Here is a 26,513-nt window from a genome sequence, read left to right as displayed (position 1 = left end):
AAAATAAGGTGAATGATAATGAAAGAAATTGCACGAAAACTTAAAAAGAAGATAGCCGAAACAAAAAAAATTGATCAAAAAAACCTCACTGCAGGAAGCTTTTTTCTGGAATCACACGAAGAAGACGTAGAAGAGTTACGCGATGAGTTTCAAGCGTATTTGAATGGCAACGCAACACACACACTCCGCTATTACTGGGCATCGTTACAGGAATTAGTGGATTTGCCTATTACGCTAGGCATGATGCGCTCACTCTGCAATCAGCACTTAGAGGTAGCGCCACTTGCACAAGCGGCGCAAGCTGGCTATTGGTGGCTGGTGTTAGGCCCTGAAATTGCAGCTCACTATCATACTGAAGATAAAAAGGCCGCTGATATCTGGCTCTTGGATGCCTATCGCGTGATTAGCTACCTCATTCTCACCGGACATAAAAAAGAGGCCGCAGAAGCTTCAGAAGTGGTCGTCGGAGCTCTTAAAACGCCATTCTTAAACGGTGGTTCTGATTGGTATACTCACCCATGGTTTCTGCTCCAACTTATATGCCGTTGGCAAAATGTAGAGGTAGATTTAGAAGGGTGCGATATTCCTTCTGATATGGGCGTATACAATGCGGTACTTTCCCAATGGGATACGACGGATGTCGAGACAGTGCAAGTGCTGGTTAATCAAATGGCTAGCTATCATATGGATACAGCTCGGTCAGACCGAAATGATGATGAAATCAATGATTTTGGAGACAGTGATTTTTGGTTCTTCCCGTATGAAATCTTAACGTGGCTGCGTATCCGTGAAGAGATGGGGCTACCGAACCCCGAGGTTTATGAACACCCGCTGATGCAACAACCGCTGGCCGCCATGCCACCTGCTACGCCTTTCCCGAAGGATGAGCTATTGGAGCGCGTGGTTGCCAAACTGAAAGCCGACCACGGATTAAGCTAGCGTGGCAGATAATACAAATGGATAAGCACCATGGACGCCGTTGCACGGAAACTCAAAAAAAAGATAACCGAAACAAAAAAACTCGATCAAAAGAACTTGATGGAAGGCAGCAATTTTCTACGTATTCATAATAGACGAGTTAAAAGGTTATACGATGAATTCAACGCCTATCTTGAGGATAGAGGAGATGACTATCTATCCTTTTATTGGTCATCGTTACATCGTTTAGTAGACTTTCCGATAAAGATAGGCATGATGCGCTCGCTCTGTAATCAGCACTTAGAGGTAGTGTCGATTGCGCAAGCCGCGCAAGCTGGCTATTGGTGGCTGGTGTTAGGCCCTGATATTAGAGCCCACTATCATACTGAAGATAAAAAGGCCGCTGATATCTGGCTCTTGGATGCCTATCGGGTAATTAGCTACCTCATTATAACTGGGCATAAAAAAGAGGCCGCAGAAGCTTCAGAAGTGGTAGTCGGTGCTCTTAAAACGCCATTCTTAAATGGTGGTTCTGATTGGTATACTCACCCATGGTTTCTGCTCCAACTTATATGCCGTTGGCAAAATGTAGAGGTAGATTTAGAAGGGTGCGATATTCCTTCTGATATGGGCGTATACAACGCGGTACTTTCTCATTGGGATACGAAGGATGTCGAGACAGTGCAAGCGCTGGTTAATCAAATGGCTACCTACCATATGGATACAGCTCGGTCAGACCGAAATGATGATGAAATCAATGATTTTGGAGACAGTGATTTTTGGTTCTTCCCGTATGAAATCTTAACGTGGCTGCGTATCCGCGAAGAGATGGGGCTACCGAACCCCGAGGCCTTTGAGCACCCATTGATGCAACAACCGCTTGCGGCCATGCCACCTGCCACGCCTTTCCCGAAAGATGAGCTATTAGAGCAAGTCGTTGCCAAACTGAAAGCCGACCACGGATTGAGCTAGCCTCGGTAATTAGAAATTATAATTAAATAACTGCAAGTTTCGATAATGCTGAGAGTAATAATATGCCGATTAATACGCTAAAATTTGTAGCTCAAGTCGCTTTAGAAATGATTGAATTAAGGCAGTCAGAAGAGCTTTCTGATATCGAAGTCGCTATCGAAGTAGAAGAGCGTTATATCGCTTTAATCGAACGGTTGTCGGATAATGAGTATTTGCTAGGCTCGATTTCATCACTTATTGATCAAGCTGAAAACAAAGAGCTATTGCTCAGTAATGAGATGATGAGCGAGGTGTTTTTTCATCTAGTAGAAAACCCAAGTGGTCAAATCTTGACTTCAGACATTAAAAGGAATGTGAACCAAAAATAACACAAACAGTCCTTTATAAATTTATATTACCAATTTGCTCTTTAACAACATGGATGTTGTAAGGGTTTAGGTTTTTAGCCTAAGCCCTTACCTTAAAATACAAAACCGAAGTGGTCAAATCTTGACTTCAGACATTAAAAGTAATGTGGACCAAAAATAACACAAACAGTCCTTATAAATTTATATTACCGTTGGAACCCGATGACGATAAAGATAAGAAAGCTTATACTCCCGTCAATGACAAAAATCGTTGTCGGGTGAAAAAGGGAAAACGTCTCGTAGAGAAAGATTGGTAATAGATTAAGAATATAGAATGAAAGGTGAATAAAAATGAAAGAAGTAGCACGAAAGCTTAAAAAAAAGATAACCGAAACAAAGAAAATCCATCAAAAAAATCTCGCCGAAGGCAGTTTTTTTCTGGAGTCACACGAAGAAGATGTCGAAGAGTTACGCGATGACTTTCAAGCGTATTTGAATGGCAACAGAACACACACACTCCGCTATTACTGGGCATTCTTACAGGAATTAGTAGAGTTGCCTATTAAGCTAGGCATGAAGCGCTCGCTCTGCAATCAGCACTTAGAGGTGGCGCCACTTGCGCAAGCGGCGCAAGCTGGCTATTGGTGGCTGGTGTTAGGCCCTGAAATTACAGCCCACTATCATACTGAAGATAAAAAGACCGCGGATATCTGGCTACGTGATGCCTATCGCGTGATTAGCTATCTCATTCTCACCGGGCATAAAAAAGAGGCCGCAGAAGCTTCAGAAGTGGTCGTCGGAGCTCTTAAAACGCCATTCTTAAACGGTGGTTCTGATTGGTATACTCACCCATGGTTTCTGCTCCAACTTATATGCCGTTGGCAAAATGTAGAGGTAGATTTAGAAGGGTGCGATATTCCCTCTGATATGGGCGTATACAATGCGGTACTTTCCCAATGGGATACGACGGATGTCGAGACAGTGCAAGTGCTGGTTAATCAAATGGCTAGCTATCATATGGATACAGCTCGGTCAGACCGAAATGATGATGAAATCAATGACTTTAGCCAGAGTGATTTCTGGTTCTTCCCATATGAAATCTTAACGTGGCTGCGTATCCGTGAAGAGATGGGGCTACCGAACCCTGAGGCCTATGAACACCCGCTGATGCAACAACCGCTTGCGGCCATGCCACCTGCCACGCCTTTCCCGAAAGATGAGCTATTAGAGCAAGTCGTTGCCAAACTGAAAGCCGACCACGGATTGAGCTAGCCTCGGTAATTAGAAATTATAATTAAATAACTGCAAGTTTCGATAATGCTGAGAGTAATAATATGCCGATTAATACGCTAAAATTTGTAGCTCAAGTCGCTTTAGAAATGATTGAATTAAGGCAGTCAGAAGAGCTTTCTGATATCGAAGTCGCTATCGAAGTAGAAGAGCGTTATATCGCTTTAATCGAACGGTTGTCGGAAAATGAGTATTTACTAGGCTCGATTTCATCACTTATTGATCAAGCTGAAAACAAAGAGCTATTGCTCAATTATGATATGATGAGCGAGGTGTTTTTTCATCTAGTATGTCGAACTTTGCAATCCGATTGGATTGATGCATTGTTTAATCTTATTGAAAGTGGTGATTATTCTATCGATGTACTAAACCTCGTTTTTTATTTACCGTTAGAGCACCTTGAATATGTGTTTACGCTGGCGATGAAGTATGGAGAAACGATCAAGCTATGGGTTGTCGGATGGTGTATTAGAAATAATAGGTTAGATCTCATCAACGTAATGGATGTGACAGCCGATGACAATGAGTGCCAATACGTAGCTCAATTTATCATACAAAAACATTGTAAAGATAACCCTCATTATTTAGACGAAAAGTTATTGTGTAATGATTATGATAGAAAGATGAAGATAATTTTTTCACTTGGCTTATACAGTAGCGATAGAAATAAAAGTCTTAGTTATATGAAGAGTGACGAGTGCTTGACTAGCCTATCAACGAACTCAAGCGACTGGTTGGCCTTTTCTGGCGGAAACAGCGAGCTTCGCTATATTGAATCAATAGTTGAACGTTTTCTTAGTGAATATAACAGTAATGGCACAGGCGATGATTTAAGAAAAGTGATGATATTAACTGATGCACTAGTAAACTGGGGCGATTTAAAAGTGATCCAATGGCTTTATAAGGTTTTTATTCCGCATTCCCATCCAAGGATAAGGGGGCTAGGTCTCATTGCGATGTCTCAATTTTTTAGTGAGAGGGCACAGAATGAAATACAACATTGGCTTTCTGATTTTAAAAAAGATAAAGATAGTTTAGGTACCTTTCCTTTATTCAGTACCATAGAGGCAAAGTTATTTTTACATCAACTGGAAGTGCGTAGTTCTCAACCACTCATCGCTGAAATAGATAGATATAAGGCAACCATGAGGATGAAAAAAACAGCTAAAGTTCGTGCTATGCTTGATGATATTGGGTATGCAGACGTATTGTTGGCGAATAAGGTTAGACTATATGTTTATCTTTTAACCGAGCAGTTTTATCCACTTGATGAGTTAGGGAGATATTCACAGTTTATAAGACAAAAAGAGCAGATAAAGGCGTGTATTTAAATTTAACGTAATCTTTTCCAGTTCCCTTTTGATACAGGACCTAAAAAGTAGAGTGTTCTGAAGGGGCACGAGTTTCCCTTCCCAGAGCCACAGATTGTCATTGTGCACAAGTACCATGTGACCAATACGTTGCCTTTTACGTTTTGCCCGACCATAGAACCCAAACATTGTTGCGCACGCAAACATATCTGAAAAAGCGGTACAGAATAAATTAAAAGAGTTTGGGATGATGGAGGACGCAAAAAATCAAGCGTGGTCAAAAGAGACAATCATACGAAATGTGACCGCGATGGCGGACAGTCAGCATGAAATGAGGTCGTTAGCCGCATTACATAACCCAGATATGGTCGCAGGTGGTTTAGATAAAATCACAGGCTTCGGCGACAAAAATATCAACAGTATGATTGGGGCATCTTGGAGCAGCGGTAAGGAAAATTCACGCGTAAGCTTGCTAGACAAACAAGCTTGTAAAGAAGCAAACGAAAAGGGTAACGGCAGTAAAAAAATGAATGTTGAATTAGTCCGTTGTGCAAATAAGAGGAAGAAATCATGAGCTTTAAATATCAATGGTCTGAAGTAATGCAAACTGAGTTTGATGAATTTGAACAAGAAATGGGCGTGCATCGTGGTTTCCCCATAGTTTCCAGTACACCTGTACCTGTTGAAGTTCTTGAACAATACAACGGGGTGCTACCCGAGAATTTGCTTGCCTATTGGGAGCGCCATGGCTGGTGTGGATACGATAATGGGATGTTTTGGACGGTAAACCCTAACGACTATACCGAAATTATTGAACGTCTATCTGCGATCAGTCAGTTAGATGATCCATCAGAGAACTTTGTGATAGCCAGAGGGGCGTTTGGGGATCTGGAAATCTGGAATCGTAAACGAGGCAATGCTATGTATTACAGCCCAGTGATAGGGCTGCTGTATCAGTGGCATATCGATGTAAAGCAAGAACAAACTAAAGCAGAGCTCGAGTTAGATATGGCCTACTTTTTTGGGGGGGGGTCAGGTTCTGCTCAAGACCAAGAAGATGAATATGAAGAGCCTTTGTTTGAACGGGCTTTAGACAAGCTCGGCCCTTTGGCGGAAAACGAAATGTATGCGTTTGTACCAGCGACCTGTTTAGGGGGGAAGTGGCTGCTAGAGAATCTGCAAAAAGTAGATATCACAACACATATAGAAATGTTAATGGATCTAGAAGAGCCGAGAATTAATGTCATGCGTAGGGTGGGTTAATGGGAGCCAGAAATAAGAATAACGACCTAATAAATCTATTACTTTTCAATATACGGAAGAATTAATGAGCTTTAAATTTCAATGGTCTGAAGTAATGGACAGTAAGTTTGAGCGGTTTCAACGATGTATGGGGACAGCTTTTGTATCCCAAGAAGTGCCATTACAAGCTTTAGAGCATTACGAAGGGATCTTACCAACTAACTTATTGGCCTATTGGGAGCGCTATGGTTGGTGTGGTTATAACAATGGCTTGTATTGGACAGTAAACCCTGACGACTATCGAGAAATTATTGAGCGTCTATCTGCGATCAGTCAGTTAGATGATCCATCAGAGAACTTTGTGATAGCCAGAGGGGCGTTTGGGGATCTGGAAATCTGGAATCGTAAACGAGGCAATGTTATGTATTATAGCCCAGTGATAGGGCTGCTGTATCAGTGGGATATCGACGTAAAGCAAGAGAAAACCGAAGCAGAGCTCGAGTCAGCTATGGCTTCTTTTTTTTGGAGAGCTTCAGGTTCTGATCAAGACCAAGAAGATGAATATGAAGAGCCTTTGTTTGAACGGGCTTTAGACAAACTCGGCCCTTTGGCGGAAAACGAAATGTATGCGTTTGTACCTGTGACTTGTTTAGGGGGGAAGTGGCTGCTAGAGAATCTGCAAAAAGTAGATATCACAACACATATAGAAATGTTAATGGATCTAGAAGAGCCGAGAATTAATGTCATGCGTAGGGTGGGTTAATGGGAGCCAGAAATAAGAATAACGACCTAATAAATCTATTACTTTTCAATATACGGAAGAATTAATGAGCTTTAAATTTCAATGGTCTGCGAAAATGCAGCAAGGTTTTGATGAGTTTGAAAATACAATGGGTGTGCATCGTGGTTTCCTCATAGTTTCCAGTACACCTGTACCTGTTGAAGTTCTTGAACAATACAACGGGGTGCTACCCGAGAATTTGCTTGCCTATTGGGAGCGCCATGGCTGGTGTGGATACGATAATGGGATGTTTTGGACGGTAAACCCTAACGACTATACCGAAATTATTGAACGTCTATCTGCGATCAGTCAGTTAGATGATCCATCAGAGAACTTTGTGATAGCCCGGGGGGCGTTTGGGGATCTGGAAATCTGGAATCGTAAACGAGGCAATGTTATGTATTATAGCCCAGTGATAGGGCTGCTGTATCAGTGGGATATCGACGTAAAGCAAGAGAAAACCGAAGCAGAGCTCGAGTCAGCTATGGCTTCTTTTTTTTGGAGAGCTTCAAGTTCTGATCAAGACCAAGAAGATGAATATGAAGAGCCTTTGTTTGAACGGGCTTTAGACAAACTCGGCCCTTTGGCGGAAAACGAAATGTATGCGTTTGTACCAGCGACCTGTTTAGGGGGGAAGTGGCTGCTAGAGAATCTGCAAAAAGTAGATATCACAACACATATAGAAATGTTAATGGATCTAGAAGAGCCGAGAATTAATATCATGCGTAGGGTGGGTTAATGGGAGCCAGAAATAAGAATAACGACCTAATAAATCTATTAATTTTCAATATACGGAAGAATTAATGAGCTTTAAATTTCAATGGACTGCGAAAATTCAGCAAGGTTTTGATGAGTTTGAAAATACAATGGGTGTGCATCGTGGTTTCCCCATAGTTTCCAGTACACCTGTACCTGCTGAAGTTCTTGAGCAATACAACGGGGTTCTACCCGAGAATCTGCTTGCCTATTGGGAGCGCTATGGTTGGTGTGGTTATAACAATGGCTTGTATTGGACAGTAAACCCTGACGACTATCGAGACATTGTTGAGCGCCTATCTGCGCTTAGTCAGTTAGACGACCCGTTGGAAACCTTTGTGATAGCCCGGGGGGCGTTTGGAAATCTGGAAATCTGGAACAGCAAGCGCGGTAATGTGATGTCTTATTATCCGGTGATAGGGTTACTTAATCAGTGGCATATTGACGTTAAGCCAGAGAAAGCCGAAGAAGAACTAGAGTCGAGTATGGCCACTTTTTTTTGGACAGCTTCAAGCTATCGACATGACCAAGTCGATGAATTTGAAGAGCGTCTGTTTGAGCGAGCTTTAGACAAACTCGGCCCTTTGGCGGAAAACGAAATGTATGCGTTTGTACCAGCGACCTGTTTAGGGGGGAAGTGGCTGCTAGAGAATCTGCAAAAAGTAGATATCACAACACATATAGAAATGTTAATGGATCTAGAAGAGCCGAGAATTAATATCATGCGTTAGGGCGAGTCAATGGGAAATAGAAATAAGAGCAACGACCGATAGGTGTGTGTTTCTTATTTTTATTTCACTCAGCCTCCTCTCTTCTTATTATTGATGTCAGTTTTGAGTTTTCTTAAATGCCTGAAAATACAGTAAAATACTATAATAACAAACTCAATGAGTACTTTGATTCATCCAAAGCCAACATGGCTGACATCGCACTTTCCAAGTTAATTGATGATGAAAACAAATTGCTCAATTTGGGAAAGAAACTATCAAAAAACGACTTTGTTTTAAGTGAACTACCCAAGCTTATCACCAAAGAAGAGACTGCTTTTGCAGCATGGCTTATTGCAATGCTGACCGATAAACATGAGGTTTTAAAGCTCTGCATTAACGAACAGGTGAATCATAGGGACTTTAACCTCCAATCGGAATTGATTGCTGCTTTTTCTTTCGTGACTGAGCAAAAACGAGAACGTACTTATAAGCTGCTAACGACGATTTTTTCAGGTACGGACTCAGAAGTTAATGCGTATCTCTATCTATTTCTTTTGAGTGCCCAGACCAATGATATTATTTGGTTAGAAAAAGCATGGCGTTATTTGCAGCCTCGTCTTTCGATTGAGCCAACGCCTTTAGTCCAAAGACTTAAATTAGGTTGGCTCAAACTGAAAGAGCTTCAGCCCTTGGAGCAGATTTTTGATGCGTCGGAGAGTTTAGAGCAAAGAGAAGATGCACTGTATTGGTTATTATTGGCGAATAGCTCTTTGTCTCGTGAGCAATTAAAAGAATACATTTTCAGCGGTAAAGTGTATTCGCCAAGGCTGTTTCAATTTTTACCGCAAGGGCATGTGGACGAGCTAGTTAAAGCCTATCGATCTATTGAAAATGAGTCTGTTGCAAGAAAGGTAATGTATGTAAAAGGCATGAATGCCGTAGGCGATGCCTCTCTGAAGAGTTTTTTCTTCAAAATCGCTTCCATTTCTGAGGGGGAGCTACTTCGAGCTGCTCATCAATCGATAATGAAGTTTATTCCCCAAGGTACTAGCATTTATCAGCAAGCACTTTCACTCGATGAGAAATTTGATACTGAAGAGGTTTTACCTTCCTCGGATGAAGTTATCTTTTTTTGGCGGAACGTGAGAGGGAGTATTGATTTAGGAGTGAGGTATGGTGATGACGGGGTGTTTGATATTCGGTCGTTGTTTGCCAAAGCAAAATTTACGCCTTATCGAGAGCAGCTAACAAATATTTTAATGGACACACGAGTGTGGACGGGTCTCGAATTTGAGTTTAATCACTACGCAAAACTCTCCGAGCAAATGGAACAATGTAAAATCATTGAGCGAAAACTAGAGCACATTTAAAGTAACTCTATCACACGCTTAGTATGCACCTTGGTGATTATGTGCATTGGTTTAAGCGATCTAAAAGCCTCTTAAACCCAAGCATATTGAAATCCTAACCATTTAGGTTGTCAATTTTCCGTTACTGAGCTCTACTAAGAGTGGTTCGGCGATGGAACCTATCTAGCAGGACATAAAATCCACATCACGCGGATAAAGTTTGAAATCTCAGATTTCTGGATTTCCCCATGAATTAAACGCTTTTTAGCAGAACTCGGCCTACATTTTCACGCTCTCAGTAGTTGTATATTCAAAAATGTGGTAGCGTTTCCCACACTAACAACAGTCTATTAATTAAGCCGCTGCCCTTCGGGGTGGCGGTTTTTTTATGCCTGAAATTTGGAGCCGCACATGCAAGACAAGAAGTTATTGGGCTATGAACTTTCACCAAAATCGACCATTAATGCCACTACGGATATGAGTCAGTCTGCCTTTTTACCGAAAGGCTTTCAGTTTGAAGCCCCTAAAGCGCCGCAACGTAACTACGATGTGACGTTAGGGGAGACCGCTAAAGCCGTCGGTAGTGGCGCTCTGCGTTCACTGGCTGGCCTTGGCGAACTCTCGGGGAACTTCCTTGGTGTGGGTGAGAGCTTTCGAGATTTGATGTCGTCTGGCTCGGATTCTCTGCAAGAGAGTATGACTCAAGATGGCCGTGACGCCCTGAACTCCCGTATCTTTGAAGAAAACGAAAATGGCAACCCGACGTTTGCCGAAGGTGCGGCGGATATCGATGTGTGGGCGATGAAAATCGCTGACGGGCTAGGTTCGCTGGCGGCCAACTTTGCCGGTGGTGGTTTTGCCGGTGCGGGTGCAAAAGTGGCACTGCGCTCAACCATTACTAAATCGATGCTGAAAAAGGGCATGACAGAAAAGGCGGCGCAAGCCGTGGCTGATAAAGCGATCTCTCGAATGGCGGCCACCGGCGCGGGTGCAACGGGTGTAGGAACGTCGCTCGGTGGCGCAAGCATGGATGCGCGTGACGCGGTAATGCAGATGGATAGCTCATGGCTCGCGGATAACTCGGAGTATTTTCAGCAATCCTTGCTCCGCCTTGCTGATGATCCGCAATATCAGGGGATGAGTGCGACGGAGTTATTCGATCTCACTAAAGAAGAGACGGCCAGTTATGCCAGCTTGCAAATGTCTACCGACCCGACCGCCGTAGCGGCCTCTGTCGCCGGTGCGATGGGTGATAAGTATTTGTTTGGCGCATTGCTGGGCAAGATGGGTAAAAAGGGTGTGGTTGCTGGCGCAGCGAAAGGCGCACTCACCGAAGGCGGCACGGAGTTTATTGAAGGCTATGGTCAAACTTATGCCCGAAACCAAGTGACCAATGAGGTGACGGGACAAGAGATTGACCCTACTACCGGTGCGTTGGTGGATGCCTTGGAAGGTGCGGTGATCGGTGCTGCGCTCGGTGGCCCCATTGGTGCTGTCGGTGGGTATAGAGCTAAAGGGCAATCGACTGAGAATAAGCCCGCGCAAACGAACCCACAGAATGTCAGTGATACTCAAGAGCAAGAGATAGCAGAACAAGCCTCAGGCGACGCTCAGGCGATGCCGACTCCCCCTCATAATGGGGATGCACCAGCGCAAGCGGCCGCAATGAATGCCGATGAGCCAGCATTGAACCCACAAGGGCAATACGATGATTTGCTGCAAGGTGCGCAGCAAAGACAAGCGGACAATGGCAAAGATGCGACGATCCGTTCCAGCTTTGCGCAAAGTCGCCAAGCGCTCACTGAGCGTGGTGTGCTACCTGAACGCAACGTTTACCAAGAAACGATTGATATGGCTCGCGCCGTGGACCCAACGCGGGCAGCGGAGATTGAGCAATTTCTGAAAAGCGAAGAGGCTGACCAAAATCCAGAGTTGACCGCACAGCTAGAGCGAGAGTACGAGTCTCTTGCGCAAAAAGGGCGTGATCTCGATATCGACCCGACGTTAACCCAAATTGAACACCGCCAAAACCAAAACCGTTTGGACATGGCCAAGCGTGAAAAGCCGCACCAGCGTATCGAGCGCAAGCAGAATGAGTATCAGCTCGATGATACGGTAAGCTCACGCAAAGCAGCGATTCGCGCAGAAATGGAGCCTCAGTTACTCAAGGAAGACCGCAATAAGCCTGAGCTTCTAGAGCGTATGGTGGAGCTGGAATACGCCCGCCGCTACCCACAGCCTGAGAAAGCGAAAGCAACCGGCGATCAGGATAATGGTTTAGCGCAGTTTAAGTCTGCCCGTTTTGACCGTGATACGGCGCAAGCGGCGATTGAAGCGAAGGCCCAGGAGAGTAAAAACGCCGCGCAATTGGCCGCCGCACAGCGCGAAAGAGACAGCCGCCCTGCTTCACCGGATGAGAATCCAGCATGGTTTGGTGTGCATCCTGAATCGGGTGAGCGCACGACTCGCGCTTTTATGCGTGATTTGGCCAACCAGAAAGGACAGGCTCAAGCTTCTGAACGCCAAGCCGATCTCGATGCGCGCCGTGAGCGTTTAGGTCAGCCGGTATCGAGCTTTGTGGAACGCCCTAACTCTATGAAAATGCGTGAACAAGGCAAGAAGCCTATTCGTGACTTTGCGGGGATTGCGGGAAAAACGTCAAGAATGTCGAAGCGTTTACGCAAGCGCTTAAGTCGTGCTAAAGGCTTTGATACTTATGCGGTTTTAGCGGAATTTCAAAACCATGAGAAGCGCCTCGCCGCCTATGAAGAAGCCGCCCGTCGCCGTGCTGACTATGAGGCGAATCTGCCTGAGAATATCGAGCGTCGTAAGAATGCCGAAGCGCTGTTTAAAGAGTTTGTTAGCGATACAGAGGCGCGTACCTTTGCTGAGAACGAAATCACTCAGACGATCAAACGAATTAATGCGTTAGTTGATGCCTCTCCACAAGGTTCGGTATTAGAGCTGGACGGGCAAGCCAGCTCATTACCCGTTATTAAAAAACTGATGGTACACAGCGTGCGCAATTTGGCGAATAAGTTTGTGGGTAAAACTGCCGCGATGATGAACGCCGCCGCGCTTAAGCGTGAATCCGGTACTCAACCTGCGCAAAGCTTGGACGACAGCGCCGTTGGTCAAGCAGAAGAAAAAGCACCGACCAATAAATATGGATTTTGGCCTACTTCTGCAACAGAAATCGTTGCTGGAGTCGAGCACTTAGGACAAGCTCAAGACTCTGATTACCTATCAAAACTCGCGGATGACGGGTATGAGTTTGTTGTAGGGAAAGGTGATGGGACTTTTAATCCTAAAAACACGGCTGCCGCACGCAAAAATCCAAGTGATTATGTCACGACTCAAGATCCGAGAGGCGGTTATGTTCTTTGGCGCAAGCCGCTCAATGAGCGCCGTGACCAAATCTCGCAACCGGCGGAAAAGTTGGATGATCCCGATATCATTCGACAAGCAAAAGCGGTGATCCGCGAGGTTATTGATAACAATGGTGGAGCCAAACCCAAGCTTAAAGGTGTGCGCGAAGCTTATCGAGATAAAGGTTTTACCGCAAAGGCGCTGCAAGAAGCGCTAGGCGATAAGTCCCTTGCGGATTTCGAGCGTGAGCAAAAAGAGAGCTATACCGAAAGGTTATCTGCTTTATCTGAACCTTCAATTCATTCTGGCCAAGAAGTACCACTACAGTCAAAAGGAGATATCGACCATGGCAACGAAACCTCAAATACAGCAAGACTTGATGAAAGATCTTCGCCGCAATCCGAAGTACAAGAAAATGAGCAACGAGGAACTGACGCCAATCGCTCAAGCGTTAGCGAAGAAGACGCGAGCGCGGGAAGACGAGCTAATGAGTCTAGGCGTACATTACCTGACAGCACAGAGCGAAGCGTATCGAGAGACGCTATTGAACGCCTAGCGCTCGATGAGGTGGATAACCTCGCCAATGGAACTGCTACAGAAAGGATCGCCGCGAATATCGCGGCGATTCGCTTAATGAAGGATCTCACTCAGTCAGGAATGCCCGCGACGCTTGAGCAGAAAAAGGTACTGGCACAGTATGTGGGATGGGGCGGCCTCGCTTCTGTGTTTGATAACACGAACACTTCCAAATCACAGCAAGCCGCGCACCAAGAGCTAAAAACGCTGCTGACCGAAGAGGAATACAACAACGTTCGGATGAGTACCCGTAACGCCTTCTATACCTTAGAGGCCGTAGTGAAAGGCATGTGGAGTGGCGTGAAAGCGTTGGGTCTTGGCAACAGCCCGATGAATGTGGTCGAGCCATCGCTGGGTTCAGGTAACTTTATTGGTTGGCAACCGTCCGACATGCGCGATCAATCGCGCTGGTTTGCCTCCGAACTCGATCCTGTGACCGGCAATATTGCCAAGCTTATCTACCCTGAAGCCGATGTTCAGGTAAAAGGATTCCAAGAAACGCCGTTTAAACACGGCGTTTTTTCTTTGGCGATTGGCAACCCGCCTTTTGGTAGTCAGTCTATCCGTGACAACAAGAACCCTGATATTTCAGGCATGGCGATCCATAACTATTTCATCGCGAAATCAAGCAAGCTTTTGCATGAAAATGGTTTGCTGATGATGGTAGTGACAAACCGCTTCCTCGATACGCTGAACAAAAACCACAAACAACTGAGCCAAGAGCTGGATTTTGTCGGCGCGGTGCGCCTGCCGAATACGGCGTTTAAGAGCAATGCTGGTACGGAAGTGACCACGGATATCGTGGCGTTTCGCAAGCTTAAGCAGGGGGAAACGGCCAAGAATACCGTTTGGACGGACGTAGACGGCGAGGTGAACGGTTTTCGTGTTAACCAGTGGTTTGCGCAAAACCCGCAATACATCCTGGGCGAAGTCGCGCAAGGCACGATGTACCGTGGGGATGAGAACGAATCGACGGTTAACCCTGTTTCGCAACATGCGAACCTTGAGCAGTCAATCAGCAAAGCGCTGGCCTCACTCGCACAAGGGCAAGATTTAGCGTTAACCCCTGAAACCAAAGATGCGATTGCCGGTGAGGTGATGTTGGCGGAATCCGACCTTGCGATTGGCGGCATGATGGTGAACGCCGACGGCAAGGTGATGCGCCGTGGCGACGATCACCCGACGAATGGTGCTCAGGTTTATGAAGTGACGCCCGATTCGATTTGGAGTGATGACGGGTGGCGGTTGGATTTAGCCCGCCATTATGTGGAACAAGGCGATAAAGCACGCCTACAACAGTTCGCGGACAACGAGTTTCTGAATAAAGGCAAAATCAAAAGTGATTTTACTGGCTCAAAACTCAAAGAGAGCGCGGTCAAGGCGGTGCTGGCTTACCTCACCGGACAGCAATCCAAAAACCAAGCTTTGAACGCGCTTGATGACGTCATTGATAACACGCGCCTTGGTCCTAATAAGTTTCGCAAACTGAAAGCGATGCTGACCATTCGCAATAGCGCACTGGCACTGCTGCGCGCCGAGAAAACCGGTGCGGGGGATATCGAGCGTCTGCGTCAGCGCCTGAACGTGCAATACGATGAATTTGCTCAGGCGTTTGCGACCAAAGGCAAAAACAGTAAGCCCGCGACGCTGACTGAGAGCTTGAATCTTCTCGATGGCGATACAGGGATTGAAGCGGGCTTAGATAGTGTCAGTGACAGCGGTGAGGTCACTAAGAGTGATCTCTTCTCTAAACGTTTGCTCTTCCCTTACAAGCGCCCTGAATCAGCCAACAATGTGGCGGATGCGGTCAACTACTCGATGCGTGAACGCGGTAAGGTCGATATCGAGTACGTGAGCGGTTTGCTCGGTCTTGGCCATGATGAGGTGCTGGCGAAGCTGACCGAAGGTGAAAAGCCGTATTTGTTGATGAACCCTGAAACGCAAAAGTATGAGTTCATCGACGACTACTTATCGGGCAACGTGAAGGCGAAGTACCAAGCGGCGAAGAGCTCAGGGTCAGACACCAACCTGAAGCTTTTGGAAGCCGTGATTCCTGAAGACAAAACGCCAGAGCAAGTGAAGCCCTCTATCCGTGCAACATGGATTGACTCTGATGTATTTGAACGCTTTGCCGAAGCGCTAGGTTATAAGGCGACGGTGAATGTTAACCGTCATATCGGGGCTATTTCAGTGTTGGGCGAGGCGGGCGGCACACTCAGTGCATTAGGCTCACAGTTTAAGCATGACCGTGCCACACTGGCGGATTTATTGAACTCTGCCGCCAATGGTAAATCACTGGTGATTTACGACACCAATGGCAAAGAGCGCACCAAAAACGAGAAAGCGACCAAGGAAGTTAATGCGCTGGCCAACAAGCTCGCTTCGACGTTTGTGACGTGGGCGAAAAGTGATGCGCAGATTGCTAAGCAAATCGCCGATAACTTTAACGAGCGGATTAATACCCACGTTAACCGTAAATACAACGGGCGTTTGTACTTGCAAACCGTGGGGATGAACCCTGCGGTCGATATGCGTAAAACCCAGCTCGATGGCGCGCTTCGCATGATCCAGAGTAAAAATACCTTACTCGATCATACCGTGGGGGCGGGTAAAACCTTTACGGCCATTACCGGCATGATGGAGCGTAAGCGTCTTGGTCTGAGCAAAAAGCCGATGGCGGTGGTTCCGAACCATATTCTAGGCTCCTTCCATAAAGATATTTTGAAGCTCTACCCGTCGGCTAAGGTGCTGGTCGCGGATGATAAAGCCTTTACGGCCAAGAAGCGTAAGTAGTTTTTCTCACGCATTGCGACCGGCGATTACGATGTGGTGTTGATGGGGCATAGCCATTTGCGCGCCATGCCCAATGATATTGAGCATTTTCGCACGGTGATTAACGAGAAAATTGACGAACTGCGCAGCGCACTCGAAGAGGCGAAAGCCGAAGCTAAGCAGTCTGGGCAGCGTGGGGCGACAGTCAAACAGATTGAGGACTCGATTTCCCGTCTGCAAGACAAAATCAAAGAGAAAGAGGAAGCGCTGAGTAAGAACGCTGACCAAATCGGGTTTAGTTTTGGGGATTTGGGCGTGGATTACTTGGTGGTTGATGAGGCGCACGAGTTTAAAAACCTGACTTACGCGACACGCACTGACCGTGTGGTGGGGATGAACGATCCGAAAGGCTCTGAAAAGGCGCTCGATTTGCTCATCAAAACCCGCAGCATTCAGGGCTTAGAGAACGGTGGCGTGACCTTTATGACCGGTACGCCGATTTCTAACAGCTTAGTCGAGGTGTACACCATGATGTATTACCTTGGCCACGACACGCTGAAAGAGCTGAAAATGTCTTTCTATGATGCGTTCGCTGGCTCGTTCTTCAATACCGAAATCACCTTGGAATACACGCCAACCGGCACGGTGAAAGAACGCAGTGTGTTGAAGGGACTCAATAACATGCAGCAACTTTCGACCCTGTATCGTCAGTTTGCCGATGTGATCACCCAAAAAGATATGGTGAACATCTTCCGTCAGGATGTGGAGGCCAAGAACAAGGCGACGGGCGAGAATAAAGCGACCCGATTCCCTATCCCTAATATCAAAGGCGGTAAACGTCAGCTTAACATCGCACCGGCGACTGAGGCGCAGCGCGAGTACAACGACTATCTGATTGCCCGTATGGAGGCGTTTAACCAGCTCAAAACCAAAGAGGAGCGGATCGCTTACGCTAAGATTGATAACCCACTGTGGGTACTGACCGATGCGAAAAAAGCCTCGCTCGATGTGCGCTTGGTGGACCCGACCGCACAGCGTGACCCAACCGGGAAAGTGGCTCGCGCCGCCGAGCGGATCAAATCGATTTACGACCAGTGGCAGGACGATAAAGGTACACAACTGGTGTTCTCCGATATGGGTACGCCCGCGAAGTACGCGATTGCAACGGTGAAATCAGACCTTAAAAGCTTGGCTGAAACGGTCTTAGGTAAGGGTAAAGCGGCAGCGTTTATTTCCAGTCGTTTGGACATCTACGAGGGGGAAATGCCGTACTCGCAAACGCTGAAAGAGTTGGTTGATAAGGTGAACGCTCAAGCGGAAACCGGCGAGATTGATGCTGACCAGTACGAGAAGCTGGAAGAGCAGATCCGCGAACTGACCGCCTCTACCATGACGGCGGATACTGGCTTTAGTGTGTACGATGACCTGAAAGCCTCGCTGATGGAAAAGGGGATTCCCGATGATGAGATAGCGTTTATCCACGACTACAACACCACGTTGAAAAAAGAGGCGCTGTTTGATCGCGTTCGCCGTGGTGAGGTTCGGGTATTGATTGGCTCATCGATGAAGATGGGCGCGGGAACCAACGTGCAAAATCGTTTGGTGGCCTTGCATCATATGGATGCGCCTTGGCGTCCGTCTGATATGGAGCAGCGCGAAGGGCGAATTGTGCGTCAGGGCAATGAGTTTTACCAACGTGCCGCGAACGCGGGTAAATCGGAAGACTTTGAGGTTGAGCTGATTGCGTACACCACTCAAGGTTCGAGTGACCCTGTGATGTGGCAAATCCTAGAGCGTAAGGCGGGCGCGATTGAGCAGTTCCGTAACGGCGAGCTAGATCAGTTTGTTGAAAACAGCAATTCGGATGCCGATAGCTACGCGGAGTTTAAAGCCGCGTCAACCGGCAACCCTATTTACCGCTTGAAACTGGAATCGGACGCGAAGCTTTTAGATTTAGACAGCTCTTACACGGCGCAAGCCAGTTCGATTGGCGCGGCCAAGCGTTTTGTAGAGCATTTTGACGATGAGAAAGCCGCCATTGAATTGCGCCTTGAAACGCTGCGTAAGGCCGATATCACGGAGTTTGATGCCGAAGCGTTCACCACGCTGTACCGTGATGCACAAGCCGATTATTTAGCGGCGGATAATGAATACGATGCGGCGATGGCGATTTACTCTGAGCTGGATGCGAAAACCCGCAAAGAGCGCGGCTTGAAGAAACCGCGAAAGCCTAAGCGACCAATGATCCATGAACTCGATGATGAGTATTCCATCGAGCTGAATAAGACCATCATTCAGCCAGCGATTACGGCGGTCGAGCAATCTCGGCGTTGGCAAGGGGAAATCAAGCTGGGTAAGCAATTGGGCTTGGTGATGGACGTGGATTATTTCACCCATGAGGGAACTAAAACGCCATTGATTGATGTGCGCTTGGTGGATGGCAAAGGTAAGACCATCGACTATATGGCGCGAGGGATGCAAAGCAGTTCGATTGTGCAATCGCCTAAGCTGATGAATGCGCTGCACCTCAATGCGATTGCCACGGCGTTAAATGGTGAGCAAGAGCGCTTCGAGAGAAAGCTGCAAAGCTTGCAAAGTACGCTCAAGGATTCGCGCCAGATTGCCAAGATAGATATCACCGCGCTCAAACAAGAGCTGGATGAGGCGAAAAGCCGCAACCTATGGTTGTCGGTAGAGGCCTCGATGGCCGATATCAAAGAAGAGCTACGCCGCAGTGAAACGCCTAACAAGTTTGTTGACCGTGAAAAGCTGCGCAAAGTGAAGCGCTCCACCTTTGATCCGAACTCTATCCGCCCTGAAACGGTTGAGCATAACGGCCAGCGTTACCAGACAGTGGGTGTGCGCATTCCTTATCCCGGCTGGCAATACGATTCAGTGATGCCAGCGCTCGATGCTAACGGGGATTATGTGCATCTTCTTCTTTCACACAACTCAAAAGTGGGGGAAGCGCCGGTACTGTCTGAGGTGATACCGCAACCGACTCAAACGCCCAAAGCGGAGTATGCGTTTTTAGCTGAGGCTAAAGCGCGCCATGAAGCGCGCCAAATTGAAGAGGCCAAACGCGAGATAGGCTCGCCAGTGGATGAGCCGTCGAGGGATTCAGCGGCGAGTGATGGCGTCGTCTTGTTTAGTCGTACCAGTACGAATGCAGGGCGTACCGGGGTGAACACCGGAAAGATAGCCGGTGGTATCACTGTGAAACGGAGCACCATTGATGCGGTGACTCGCACGGCGCTCGGCAAGCTCGGCCTCAAAGACTTCACGCTCCGCTTTGAGACGGTGGATACGGAGGCGGATCTTCCTGATTATGTAAAAACAGCCATAGCCAAGAATGATGCCAAAGGCGAAGTGTACGGGCTTTATGACACCAAAGAGCACAAAGTCTGGTTGGTCGCTGAAAAACATAATTATGCCTCAGAGGTAGAAGAAACGATTTTCCACGAAGTGGTTGGTCACGTTGGATTAGCGCGATTGCTCAAAGAAGGTAAGGCGCAACCGGATATGAATACCCTAGCCTTAAGGTTAGGCGGCATCAAAGGGATTCAACGGCTTGCAGAGAAAAATGGTGTGGATTTAGCACCTTACTTAAATTCTGCGCAGACGCTCACTAAGGCAGATGCCGAGGAAATTCTGGTACAGGAGCTGGTGGCGCATCTTGCTGAGCAGCGAAAGTTTGCGACGCCTATTCAACGTTTATTGGCGAAAGTGCGCGCTATGCTGCGTTCGTTATTTGGTTTTATTTACTCCCCTGAGTTTAACAATAATGAATTACTGACCTTGGTGTTCAAAGCAAAGGAGCAGCTAAAAGCGCCGCCGCCAAAAGATAAGGTGACAAGACCTGAGAATAATACGCTGTTTTTCTCTCGCTCAAGATCGCAGGGCGCGCCAGCGGATACGGCAACTACTTCAAACCAGATGAGCGCCGATGAGGCCCTGGCGCAAAAGCAAAACGCTTTGGTGAGTAAAATCAAACAGGCGCTGTATGGTGCGCCGGTGATTGGGCAATCGCTCGATGCGCTTGGCCGCAACAAATACGCGATGTTGACGCTGCGCCAGATGGGGGAGGTCTCCACCGTTATTGATAAGCCTTTGGGCAAGATGATTGACGCCTACCAAGATGAAATCAACGCTATGGTGGTGACACAGAACATGTTGGCCGAAGAGGCGGCCAAGATAGCCGAAGACCTTAGCGATTGGGCTAAGGCGAACCCGAAAGAGGCGGGTGAACTCTTTGCTTTTGCGCATGAGGCGACCTTGGCGGATGTGGACCCGTCTGAGGCGTTCCAATCCCGCGAGGAAGAGCTGAAAGAGAGTATTGCTAAGCAAGAGCGGATTTTGAAAGAAGAGGGCGGCTTAAACAGTGAACGTGGCTCTAAGGCTTGGAAAACCCTTCAAGAAGAGCGAGAGCTTTTGAAACAAGAGCCAAATCGCCGCAAGCGCCATGTGGAGTTACGCCCCAAATTTGCCCGCCTCAACGCTGAGCAGAAGCGCCGTTATCGCCAGATGCGCGATCACTATCGTGCTCAATCTGAGCGGATGAATAAAGCGCTGGAAGAGAACATTGTACGAGCGGTGTTTGATGCCAAGATCCGTAAAGCGATGCTGGCCGAGTTGCGCCAGCGTCACGAGCGCGCCGCCAAAGGGTTATACTTCCCACTGTCACGCCACGGTGATTATTGGATTGACTTTGCCGATGAGAACGGCGAACGCCAATTTATGATGTTTGAAACCAAAGGCGAAATGGAACTGGCCGCCGAGAAACTGCGTAAGGCGGGCTTTTCTCTCAACTCTGGTATGAAAGCGCAATTTAATGCGGTGCAGAAGGCGTCGCTGCCGTTTGTGGCCGATGTGTTGCAGTTGGTAGAGCAAGCGAACATGCACACACCGGCGAAAGAGTCGCTGAGTGATGAGATTTACCAGATGTATTTGCGCACCTTGCCCGCTCGCCCGCTCGCTCGATGCGCCGTAACTTCATTCACCGCAAAGGCGTTGCCGGTTTTAGCCAAGATGCGGTGCGAGCACTGGCTGACCAAGGCTTTAGACAATCGCGCCAGCAGGCTCGCCTCGACCATATGGATATCCTGGATAACCACCTCGATAGCATTCAGAAGTACGTGCATGAGCTGCCGAACAATGTGGAAGCCGACCGTGTGGTGGAAGAGCTGAACAAGCGCCATGAATGGGTGCGCAATCCTTCCCGCGCTGGTTGGGCGCAAAAGCTTACCAGTTTGGGCTTTGTGTGGATGTTGGGTTTAACGCCTGCCGCAGCAATGGTGAACTTAACCCAAAACCTTCAAGTCGCCCTGCCTATTTTGGGTTCCCGCTATGGTATGGCGGAGTCTTCCAAAATGATGAGCCAAGCGACGGCGCAATACCTGAAAGCGGCATTTACCCGAAACCGCCCGAAAGGTCAGGGGATATTGGGAAGCGTGCTCACCGATGGCGAAAAAGAGGCGATGCGCCGTGCGGTTGCGCAGGGCGTGATTGATGTTACGCAAGCGGCAGACTTAGCTGGTTTGGCAGAGAACCCCAACGCGAAGTATTCAGGGACTTGGAACAAAGCGATGAACATCATTGGTTGGGCTTTCCACCATGCCGAAGTGTTTAACCGCGAAGTGACCTATATTGCGGCCTATCGTCTTGCTATGAAGAAACACGGCGACCATGAAAAGGCGATCGCAGATGCGATTAAAGATACGTGGGATAGCCATTTTGACTACTCATCGATTAACCGTGCGCGCTTTATGCAAAGCGATATGGCGGCAGTCGCCCTACAGTTTAAGCAGTACAGCCAGAACATGACTTATTACTTGTGGGCGAACCTAGCCAAAGCGTTAAAAGGGGAGACGCCCGAAGTCAAATCGATGGCACGTAAACAGCTTTTAGGAACGTTGGCCTCGACCTTCTTTATTGGTGGTGCGGGTGCGTTGCCATTGTGGGCGATCACCACGGCGATTGAAGCGGCGCAAGAGATTGTGGGGGATGACGACGAGCCGTTTGATGCGGAAACTGAATTAAAACGTATGCTGGCCGAAGCATTTGGTAAAGAGAACGCAGCGTTAATCTGGCATGGCGCTTTACCAAGTATTTCTGGCCGTATCTCACTCAATGATTTGTGGGTGCGCAGCATTAACCGTGATGTGGATGCTTCTACTGCGTACGTAGAATACATGAAGCAAGCGTTAGGACCGGTGATTGGTGGTATTGGTGTTTCATGGGCGCAAGGCTTGGCCGATATTTCTAACGACCAATTTGCTCGCGGTATCGAGCGTATCCCGCCGAAAGCGATTAAAGACGTGCTTAAAACCGCTCGATACATCAATGAAGGTGGCGTGACGACGAAGAACGGCGACGAGATTGTGAGTGATCTAACGGCCTTTGAGCTGCTTGGACAAGCGTCTGGTTTTGCGATTGGCCGTGCGAACCTTCAGTATGATGAGAACAATGCGATTAAGAATTATGAAACCTTTATCGTTAAGCGCCGCCAAAGCTTGATGAACGCCTACTACACGGCCTATCGCCTGAAAGACGGTGAAGCAATGAAGTCGGTGATGGTGAAGATCCGCAAGTTTAATCAATCGCAATATGGTAAGCGCAACCCTATCACTAGTGAAATCTTAAGGCAGTCGCTGAAAGTGCGAGCTCGCAAGCGTTCAATTACGCAAAATGGAGTTCCGGTGAACCCCAAAATGAATTCACTCGTTATGCAGTATGATTATTTCTGAGTGCTGGGCCTATAAGGTAGTATTTAGCCAATGATGATCTAAATGCTCATGTCATGAATAAATACCTTTGGTTCATAAGGTTATCGTAAGATAGGCTCCCTTTGAAACTCGGTAGTCTGACAAAATTCCGCGAGTAGGCTAGGGTGTTTAATGTGAAAATTTTTATCAAATGGGTTTTGCTCTTGCTCGTATCTACCAGCTTAGCTCTAGTGATATTGGGAACGTTATTGTTCAAGTTGGAGTCTTCTCATACTCCAGATGACGCTCAGGTTATTGGGCGTATGCTTTGGTTTCCAGAACCCACGGCAAAAGGGCTTAGTATTGTAGAAAGCCGTCACCCTATTTACAGGATTAGGGTCACTTGTGGTTCGCCCGATGAAATTTGTCATGAAGGTCAGTTTGCGTATAAAGGCAACAAACTCAGTGGCATCGAACTGACAGATTTTGCGAGCTACTTAGGGGAAGAGATCGTATTAAAAAATGGCGAAAGTTTAGAACCTGTAGAGTAGAGAAGAGATTGTAACTTACTGATTTAATATACTATCGATGGGATTAATCAGTTTTTAGGCAGTAGAAATACAAGGGTTTAAACTTATAGCCCCATTTTAGCCCCAATGATGGTGGCCTTGCCGTTAATGCATTGATTTTAAAAAACAAAAATGAATGGTGCGCAATATGTTCGAAACTTGGTATAAGATGGCGAGCCTCATTCAATCTGGTTTCGATCTAACGCCGATCATTACTCACCATTACAAAATTGATGATTTCCAAACGGGTTTCGATGCTATGCGCAGCGGGCTTTCTGGCAAAGTTATCCTTGATTGGCAGTAACCGAAAATCTCTCCACAGAGCGCTCCGTAAGGGGCGCTTTGTTTTTGGCTAACACTGTTTTTATAAACAGTGAAGTGGAAAATAAAACCGTATTCAACCTTTCAAAAAGCCCCAATTTAGCCCTAAACACTTTCAAAAATTACACTGCTAGTCGCCAGTTTAGCCCCAAGATTTAGAATCAAGGTTTGCGGTATCTGTTCTTCAAAAGGCTAATGGTTGGTGTTTTTTGTTGCTCAAAATCGTTTTTGGATAATTTCGAGTTAAAGCCTTAACTCTAACGCGTCTGCTTCAGATAAAAATATCCATGGGTTAACGCCTCAAGAAGGGGCTGCCGGTTAGGCAGTCCCACTTGCTTGACTTGTTAAATCTTTGGTGAAGATAGAAACACCCTCATCGTTCTTCTTTGTGTTAAAGAAATTTTGATGAGGGAAGAGCTTGTTTTTCAATATAACCACATAAACAATAAGGCAGGCATTAATGACTACTCCTACCCAAACCCCAACAGGGTCTGCTTCGTACCCTTTGAATGAATCAAGAATTCCCTTAAAGAGGAAAATGCAAAGTATCAAATACCCAATCGACTGTTTTTTATAAATACAGTTTATAACTACACCAGGGATCAATAGCGCAAAGGCCAGAACCCCAAGTATTGCACCATATGGTAACTCAGAGAGAATTGGCGCTGCACCCAGTAAACCGAATAAAACCAGAACAGAATACATGCCAATCAAGATTTTGTTGGCTCTATTGTATTTCTCAGACTCTTCGGCATCGGGGTACATTGCTAGATATTTCGAAACCTTTTTTGGATTAAGTCCCTCGGCCAAAGCCTTCTCGAAAATAGACACCTTGTTTTCTCCTTCCTTGAGGAGACGTTTCACGATCTTCATTAATACTCCTTATAGATTTAACGCTAAGCTAACGGGCAATTATGCAATGCGAAAATGCTGAAGGCGCATTGCGCAATTGTCCCAGTGACCTCGTTGAAATTGAATTAAGCCATTTTGAATTTTGAAAAAGCCACAGTCTATTAAACCTATTGGGTCTTTCCATTCTAAGATAGCCCATTGATCATCCTAAAAAATGTTCTCCACGATACAAACCATCTTTGCATTTGGCGAACTCTTCTACAAACATTCTTTGAATTGCTTCTTTACCTTCAATAGGCTCAAGTGTAAGTAATAACATAGCGTGATGCACTTACCTGTTAACGCGATTACCAGTTACAAGTATCGTTTCGTTTTGGATCTAGCTTTAGGCTGGTTTCAGTGAACCACTTTGAGGTAAATCCATCAGCAGGAAATAACTCTGTTCTGTCGTCTGAGATCTTAAAAGTGAACTTGCCGTTCGAGTTCAACACGACGTAGTTACCGTCGTCTTTTACCTCAATTTGGTACAGTCTTGGAGCCATGCCAGCGTATACTTTGCCGCTATCACAGAAGATAGCTTCATCCATCAAAGATGACCCATCTTGGTTAACATAAACCCCTTTCAACCATTCACCAGCAAAACAACCATTAGTAACGAAACCCAGCGAACAAAGCGATAACAACAGCGATAATTTTTTCATTTTTTCCTCTATATACTCAAGTAACCTCAAGGTGCTTGAATATCATCACTTATCTATCCAAGTGGCTTCATCGCGAATAATTTAGCCACTACATATGAATCGCAATTAATATACTGATTTTATATATTCACCTCTAGTTGATTAAATAGGAATTTTTTTGTTTCCGAATTAAAATCACAAAGGAGGTGGGTTGTATTAGATACCTAATCTAATACTAACTTTTGCAAACCAAAATAGAGCTATATTGCCGATTTAATTTACAAAAAATCAAGAGCTGAATCGGGTAAGGTGATTAAGGATAAAGAGTATCTGCGCCATGATTTTGTTGCCGATATTGACCCAAACCGTGAAGGCGATCAGCCGGGTGTGGTGGTCGGTTTGAAAGTGACGTATGAGTACGGTACGACCAAAACTGCACCAGTGACGGAAATTCGTATGACAAGTGGTAATGAGGCGGTGAAGGTGGTACCACTCGATGCGTTAATGAAAGACGTGACAGGCCAAATCCATATGGCTAAGCAGTAGCGAGAGGCGGTGACAGAGCTTGAAAAAGACCGTACTGCAGCGCTGAATGACTTATTGGACCCGACACCAGAGCAAGTTTCCGTTGTTAATGCGCGCTTTGATGAAAGAAAATCGATGATTAATCAAGTGTATGGATGATTAGGTGATAACCAATCCAACCGTGAGGCCGGATCAAATACCGCGTAGAGATGGGCAGGCGAAGACCCACAAAAGCACCAATTCATCACTGAGCTCAGTCAATCCATGAATCTCGCAGAACTGACACTCGAAGCGTTGGAGCATAACTATCAGCGAGTTCTGACAATAAAGGCGAATCACGAAGCCGAATTGAAGAAGCAGCAACAGTTAGAACGATTACGCCAAAGCCAGAAATCTCAATGAATTTACGAGGATTCAGGAGGTTAAGGTGCCGCTAAGTCAACCGATGGTAGTGATTCAATGATGTATGG

16 protein-coding genes and 3 pseudogenes are annotated in these 26,513 nt (G+C 46.5%); 17 read left to right on the top strand and 2 right to left on the bottom strand.

Features of this window, described 5'->3' with window-relative positions:
* Positions 1-18: 18 nt before the first annotated feature.
* The 16 genes and pseudogenes from AACT42_RS15630 to AACT42_RS15555 all read left to right on the top strand — a co-directional run.
* A complete protein-coding gene (locus AACT42_RS15630; protein WP_094183024.1) occupies positions 19-939 on the top strand; it encodes a hypothetical protein in 921 nt (306 codons plus the stop codon).
* A gap of 30 nt (positions 940-969) precedes the next feature.
* Positions 970-1,890 carry a hypothetical protein gene (locus AACT42_RS15625; protein ID WP_094183023.1) on the top strand — a complete coding sequence of 307 codons (921 nt, stop codon included), beginning with the start codon at positions 970-972 and terminating at the stop codon, positions 1,888-1,890.
* A gap of 62 nt (positions 1,891-1,952) precedes the next feature.
* Positions 1,953-2,258, top strand: a complete 306-nt coding sequence (locus AACT42_RS15620) for a hypothetical protein (RefSeq protein ID WP_094183022.1) — start codon at positions 1,953-1,955, stop codon at positions 2,256-2,258.
* A gap of 330 nt (positions 2,259-2,588) precedes the next feature.
* Positions 2,589-3,509, top strand: coding sequence for a hypothetical protein (locus AACT42_RS15615; RefSeq protein WP_094183021.1), 921 nt, complete (start codon positions 2,589-2,591; stop codon positions 3,507-3,509).
* Between the two features lie 62 nt (positions 3,510-3,571).
* Positions 3,572-4,858 (top strand): hypothetical protein, encoded by a 1,287-nt coding sequence (locus AACT42_RS15610; RefSeq protein WP_094183020.1) that lies wholly within the window; start codon positions 3,572-3,574, stop codon positions 4,856-4,858.
* Positions 4,859-5,084: 226 nt separating this feature from the next.
* Positions 5,085-5,411 carry a polymorphic toxin type 15 domain-containing protein gene (locus AACT42_RS15605; protein WP_254918670.1) on the top strand — a complete coding sequence of 109 codons (327 nt, stop codon included), beginning with the start codon at positions 5,085-5,087 and terminating at the stop codon, positions 5,409-5,411.
* Positions 5,408-6,100, top strand: a complete 693-nt coding sequence (locus AACT42_RS15600; RefSeq protein WP_094183019.1) for a GAD-like domain-containing protein — start codon at positions 5,408-5,410, stop codon at positions 6,098-6,100. The genes AACT42_RS15605 and AACT42_RS15600 overlap by 4 nt, the downstream gene beginning before the upstream one ends.
* A gap of 64 nt (positions 6,101-6,164) precedes the next feature.
* Positions 6,165-6,842: a GAD-like domain-containing protein gene (locus tag AACT42_RS15595; protein WP_094183018.1), complete on the top strand. Its 678-nt coding sequence runs from the start codon at positions 6,165-6,167 to the stop codon at positions 6,840-6,842.
* 64 nt (positions 6,843-6,906) lie between these two features.
* A complete protein-coding gene (locus AACT42_RS15590; protein WP_094183017.1) occupies positions 6,907-7,599 on the top strand; it encodes a GAD-like domain-containing protein in 693 nt (230 codons plus the stop codon).
* Between the two features lie 64 nt (positions 7,600-7,663).
* Positions 7,664-8,347 carry a GAD-like domain-containing protein gene (locus AACT42_RS15585; RefSeq protein ID WP_094183016.1) on the top strand — a complete coding sequence of 228 codons (684 nt, stop codon included), beginning with the start codon at positions 7,664-7,666 and terminating at the stop codon, positions 8,345-8,347.
* A gap of 116 nt (positions 8,348-8,463) precedes the next feature.
* Complete coding sequence (locus AACT42_RS15580) at positions 8,464-9,696, top strand: hypothetical protein (RefSeq protein WP_094167953.1); 1,233 nt, start codon at positions 8,464-8,466, stop codon at positions 9,694-9,696.
* A 390-nt stretch (positions 9,697-10,086) separates the two neighbouring features.
* On the top strand, positions 10,087-16,413 hold the full coding sequence (locus tag AACT42_RS15575; protein WP_337247235.1) for an Eco57I restriction-modification methylase domain-containing protein: 6,327 nt from the start codon (positions 10,087-10,089) through the stop codon (positions 16,411-16,413).
* A gap of 42 nt (positions 16,414-16,455) precedes the next feature.
* Positions 16,456-21,312 (top strand): annotated as a pseudogene (locus AACT42_RS15570) (helicase-related protein); the annotation flags it as partial.
* A gap of 59 nt (positions 21,313-21,371) precedes the next feature.
* Positions 21,372-23,138 carry a PLxRFG domain-containing protein gene (locus AACT42_RS15565; RefSeq protein ID WP_337247234.1) on the top strand — a complete coding sequence of 589 codons (1,767 nt, stop codon included), beginning with the start codon at positions 21,372-21,374 and terminating at the stop codon, positions 23,136-23,138.
* A gap of 281 nt (positions 23,139-23,419) precedes the next feature.
* Positions 23,420-23,647, top strand: a complete 228-nt coding sequence (locus AACT42_RS15560) for a hypothetical protein (RefSeq protein WP_094133936.1) — start codon at positions 23,420-23,422, stop codon at positions 23,645-23,647.
* 160 nt (positions 23,648-23,807) lie between these two features.
* Positions 23,808-23,969 (top strand): annotated as a pseudogene (locus AACT42_RS15555) (L-threonine 3-dehydrogenase); the annotation flags it as partial.
* Positions 23,970-24,304: 335 nt separating this feature from the next.
* Here AACT42_RS15555 and AACT42_RS15550 read toward each other — a convergent pair.
* On the bottom strand, positions 24,305-24,859 hold the full coding sequence (locus AACT42_RS15550) for a hypothetical protein (RefSeq protein ID WP_047687708.1): 555 nt from the start codon (positions 24,857-24,859) through the stop codon (positions 24,305-24,307).
* A gap of 326 nt (positions 24,860-25,185) precedes the next feature.
* The gene (locus tag AACT42_RS15545) at positions 25,186-25,539 is read right to left on the bottom strand and encodes a hypothetical protein (protein WP_094133933.1); all 354 of its coding nucleotides are present in this window, start codon (positions 25,537-25,539) and stop codon (positions 25,186-25,188) included.
* 276 nt (positions 25,540-25,815) lie between these two features.
* On the opposite strand from AACT42_RS15545, the pseudogene AACT42_RS15540 reads away from it, so the two are divergent.
* Positions 25,816-26,469, top strand: a pseudogene (locus AACT42_RS15540) (ATPase); the annotation flags it as partial.
* Positions 26,470-26,513: the final 44 nt, after the last annotated feature.

The organism is Vibrio sp. V15_P4S5T153 (assembly GCF_963874485.1).
GTDB classification, from domain to species: Bacteria; Pseudomonadota; Gammaproteobacteria; order Enterobacterales; family Vibrionaceae; genus Vibrio; species Vibrio anguillarum.
The sequence above is the reverse complement of the archived record's forward strand: the minus strand, read 5'-3'. Positions and strand labels throughout refer to the sequence as shown.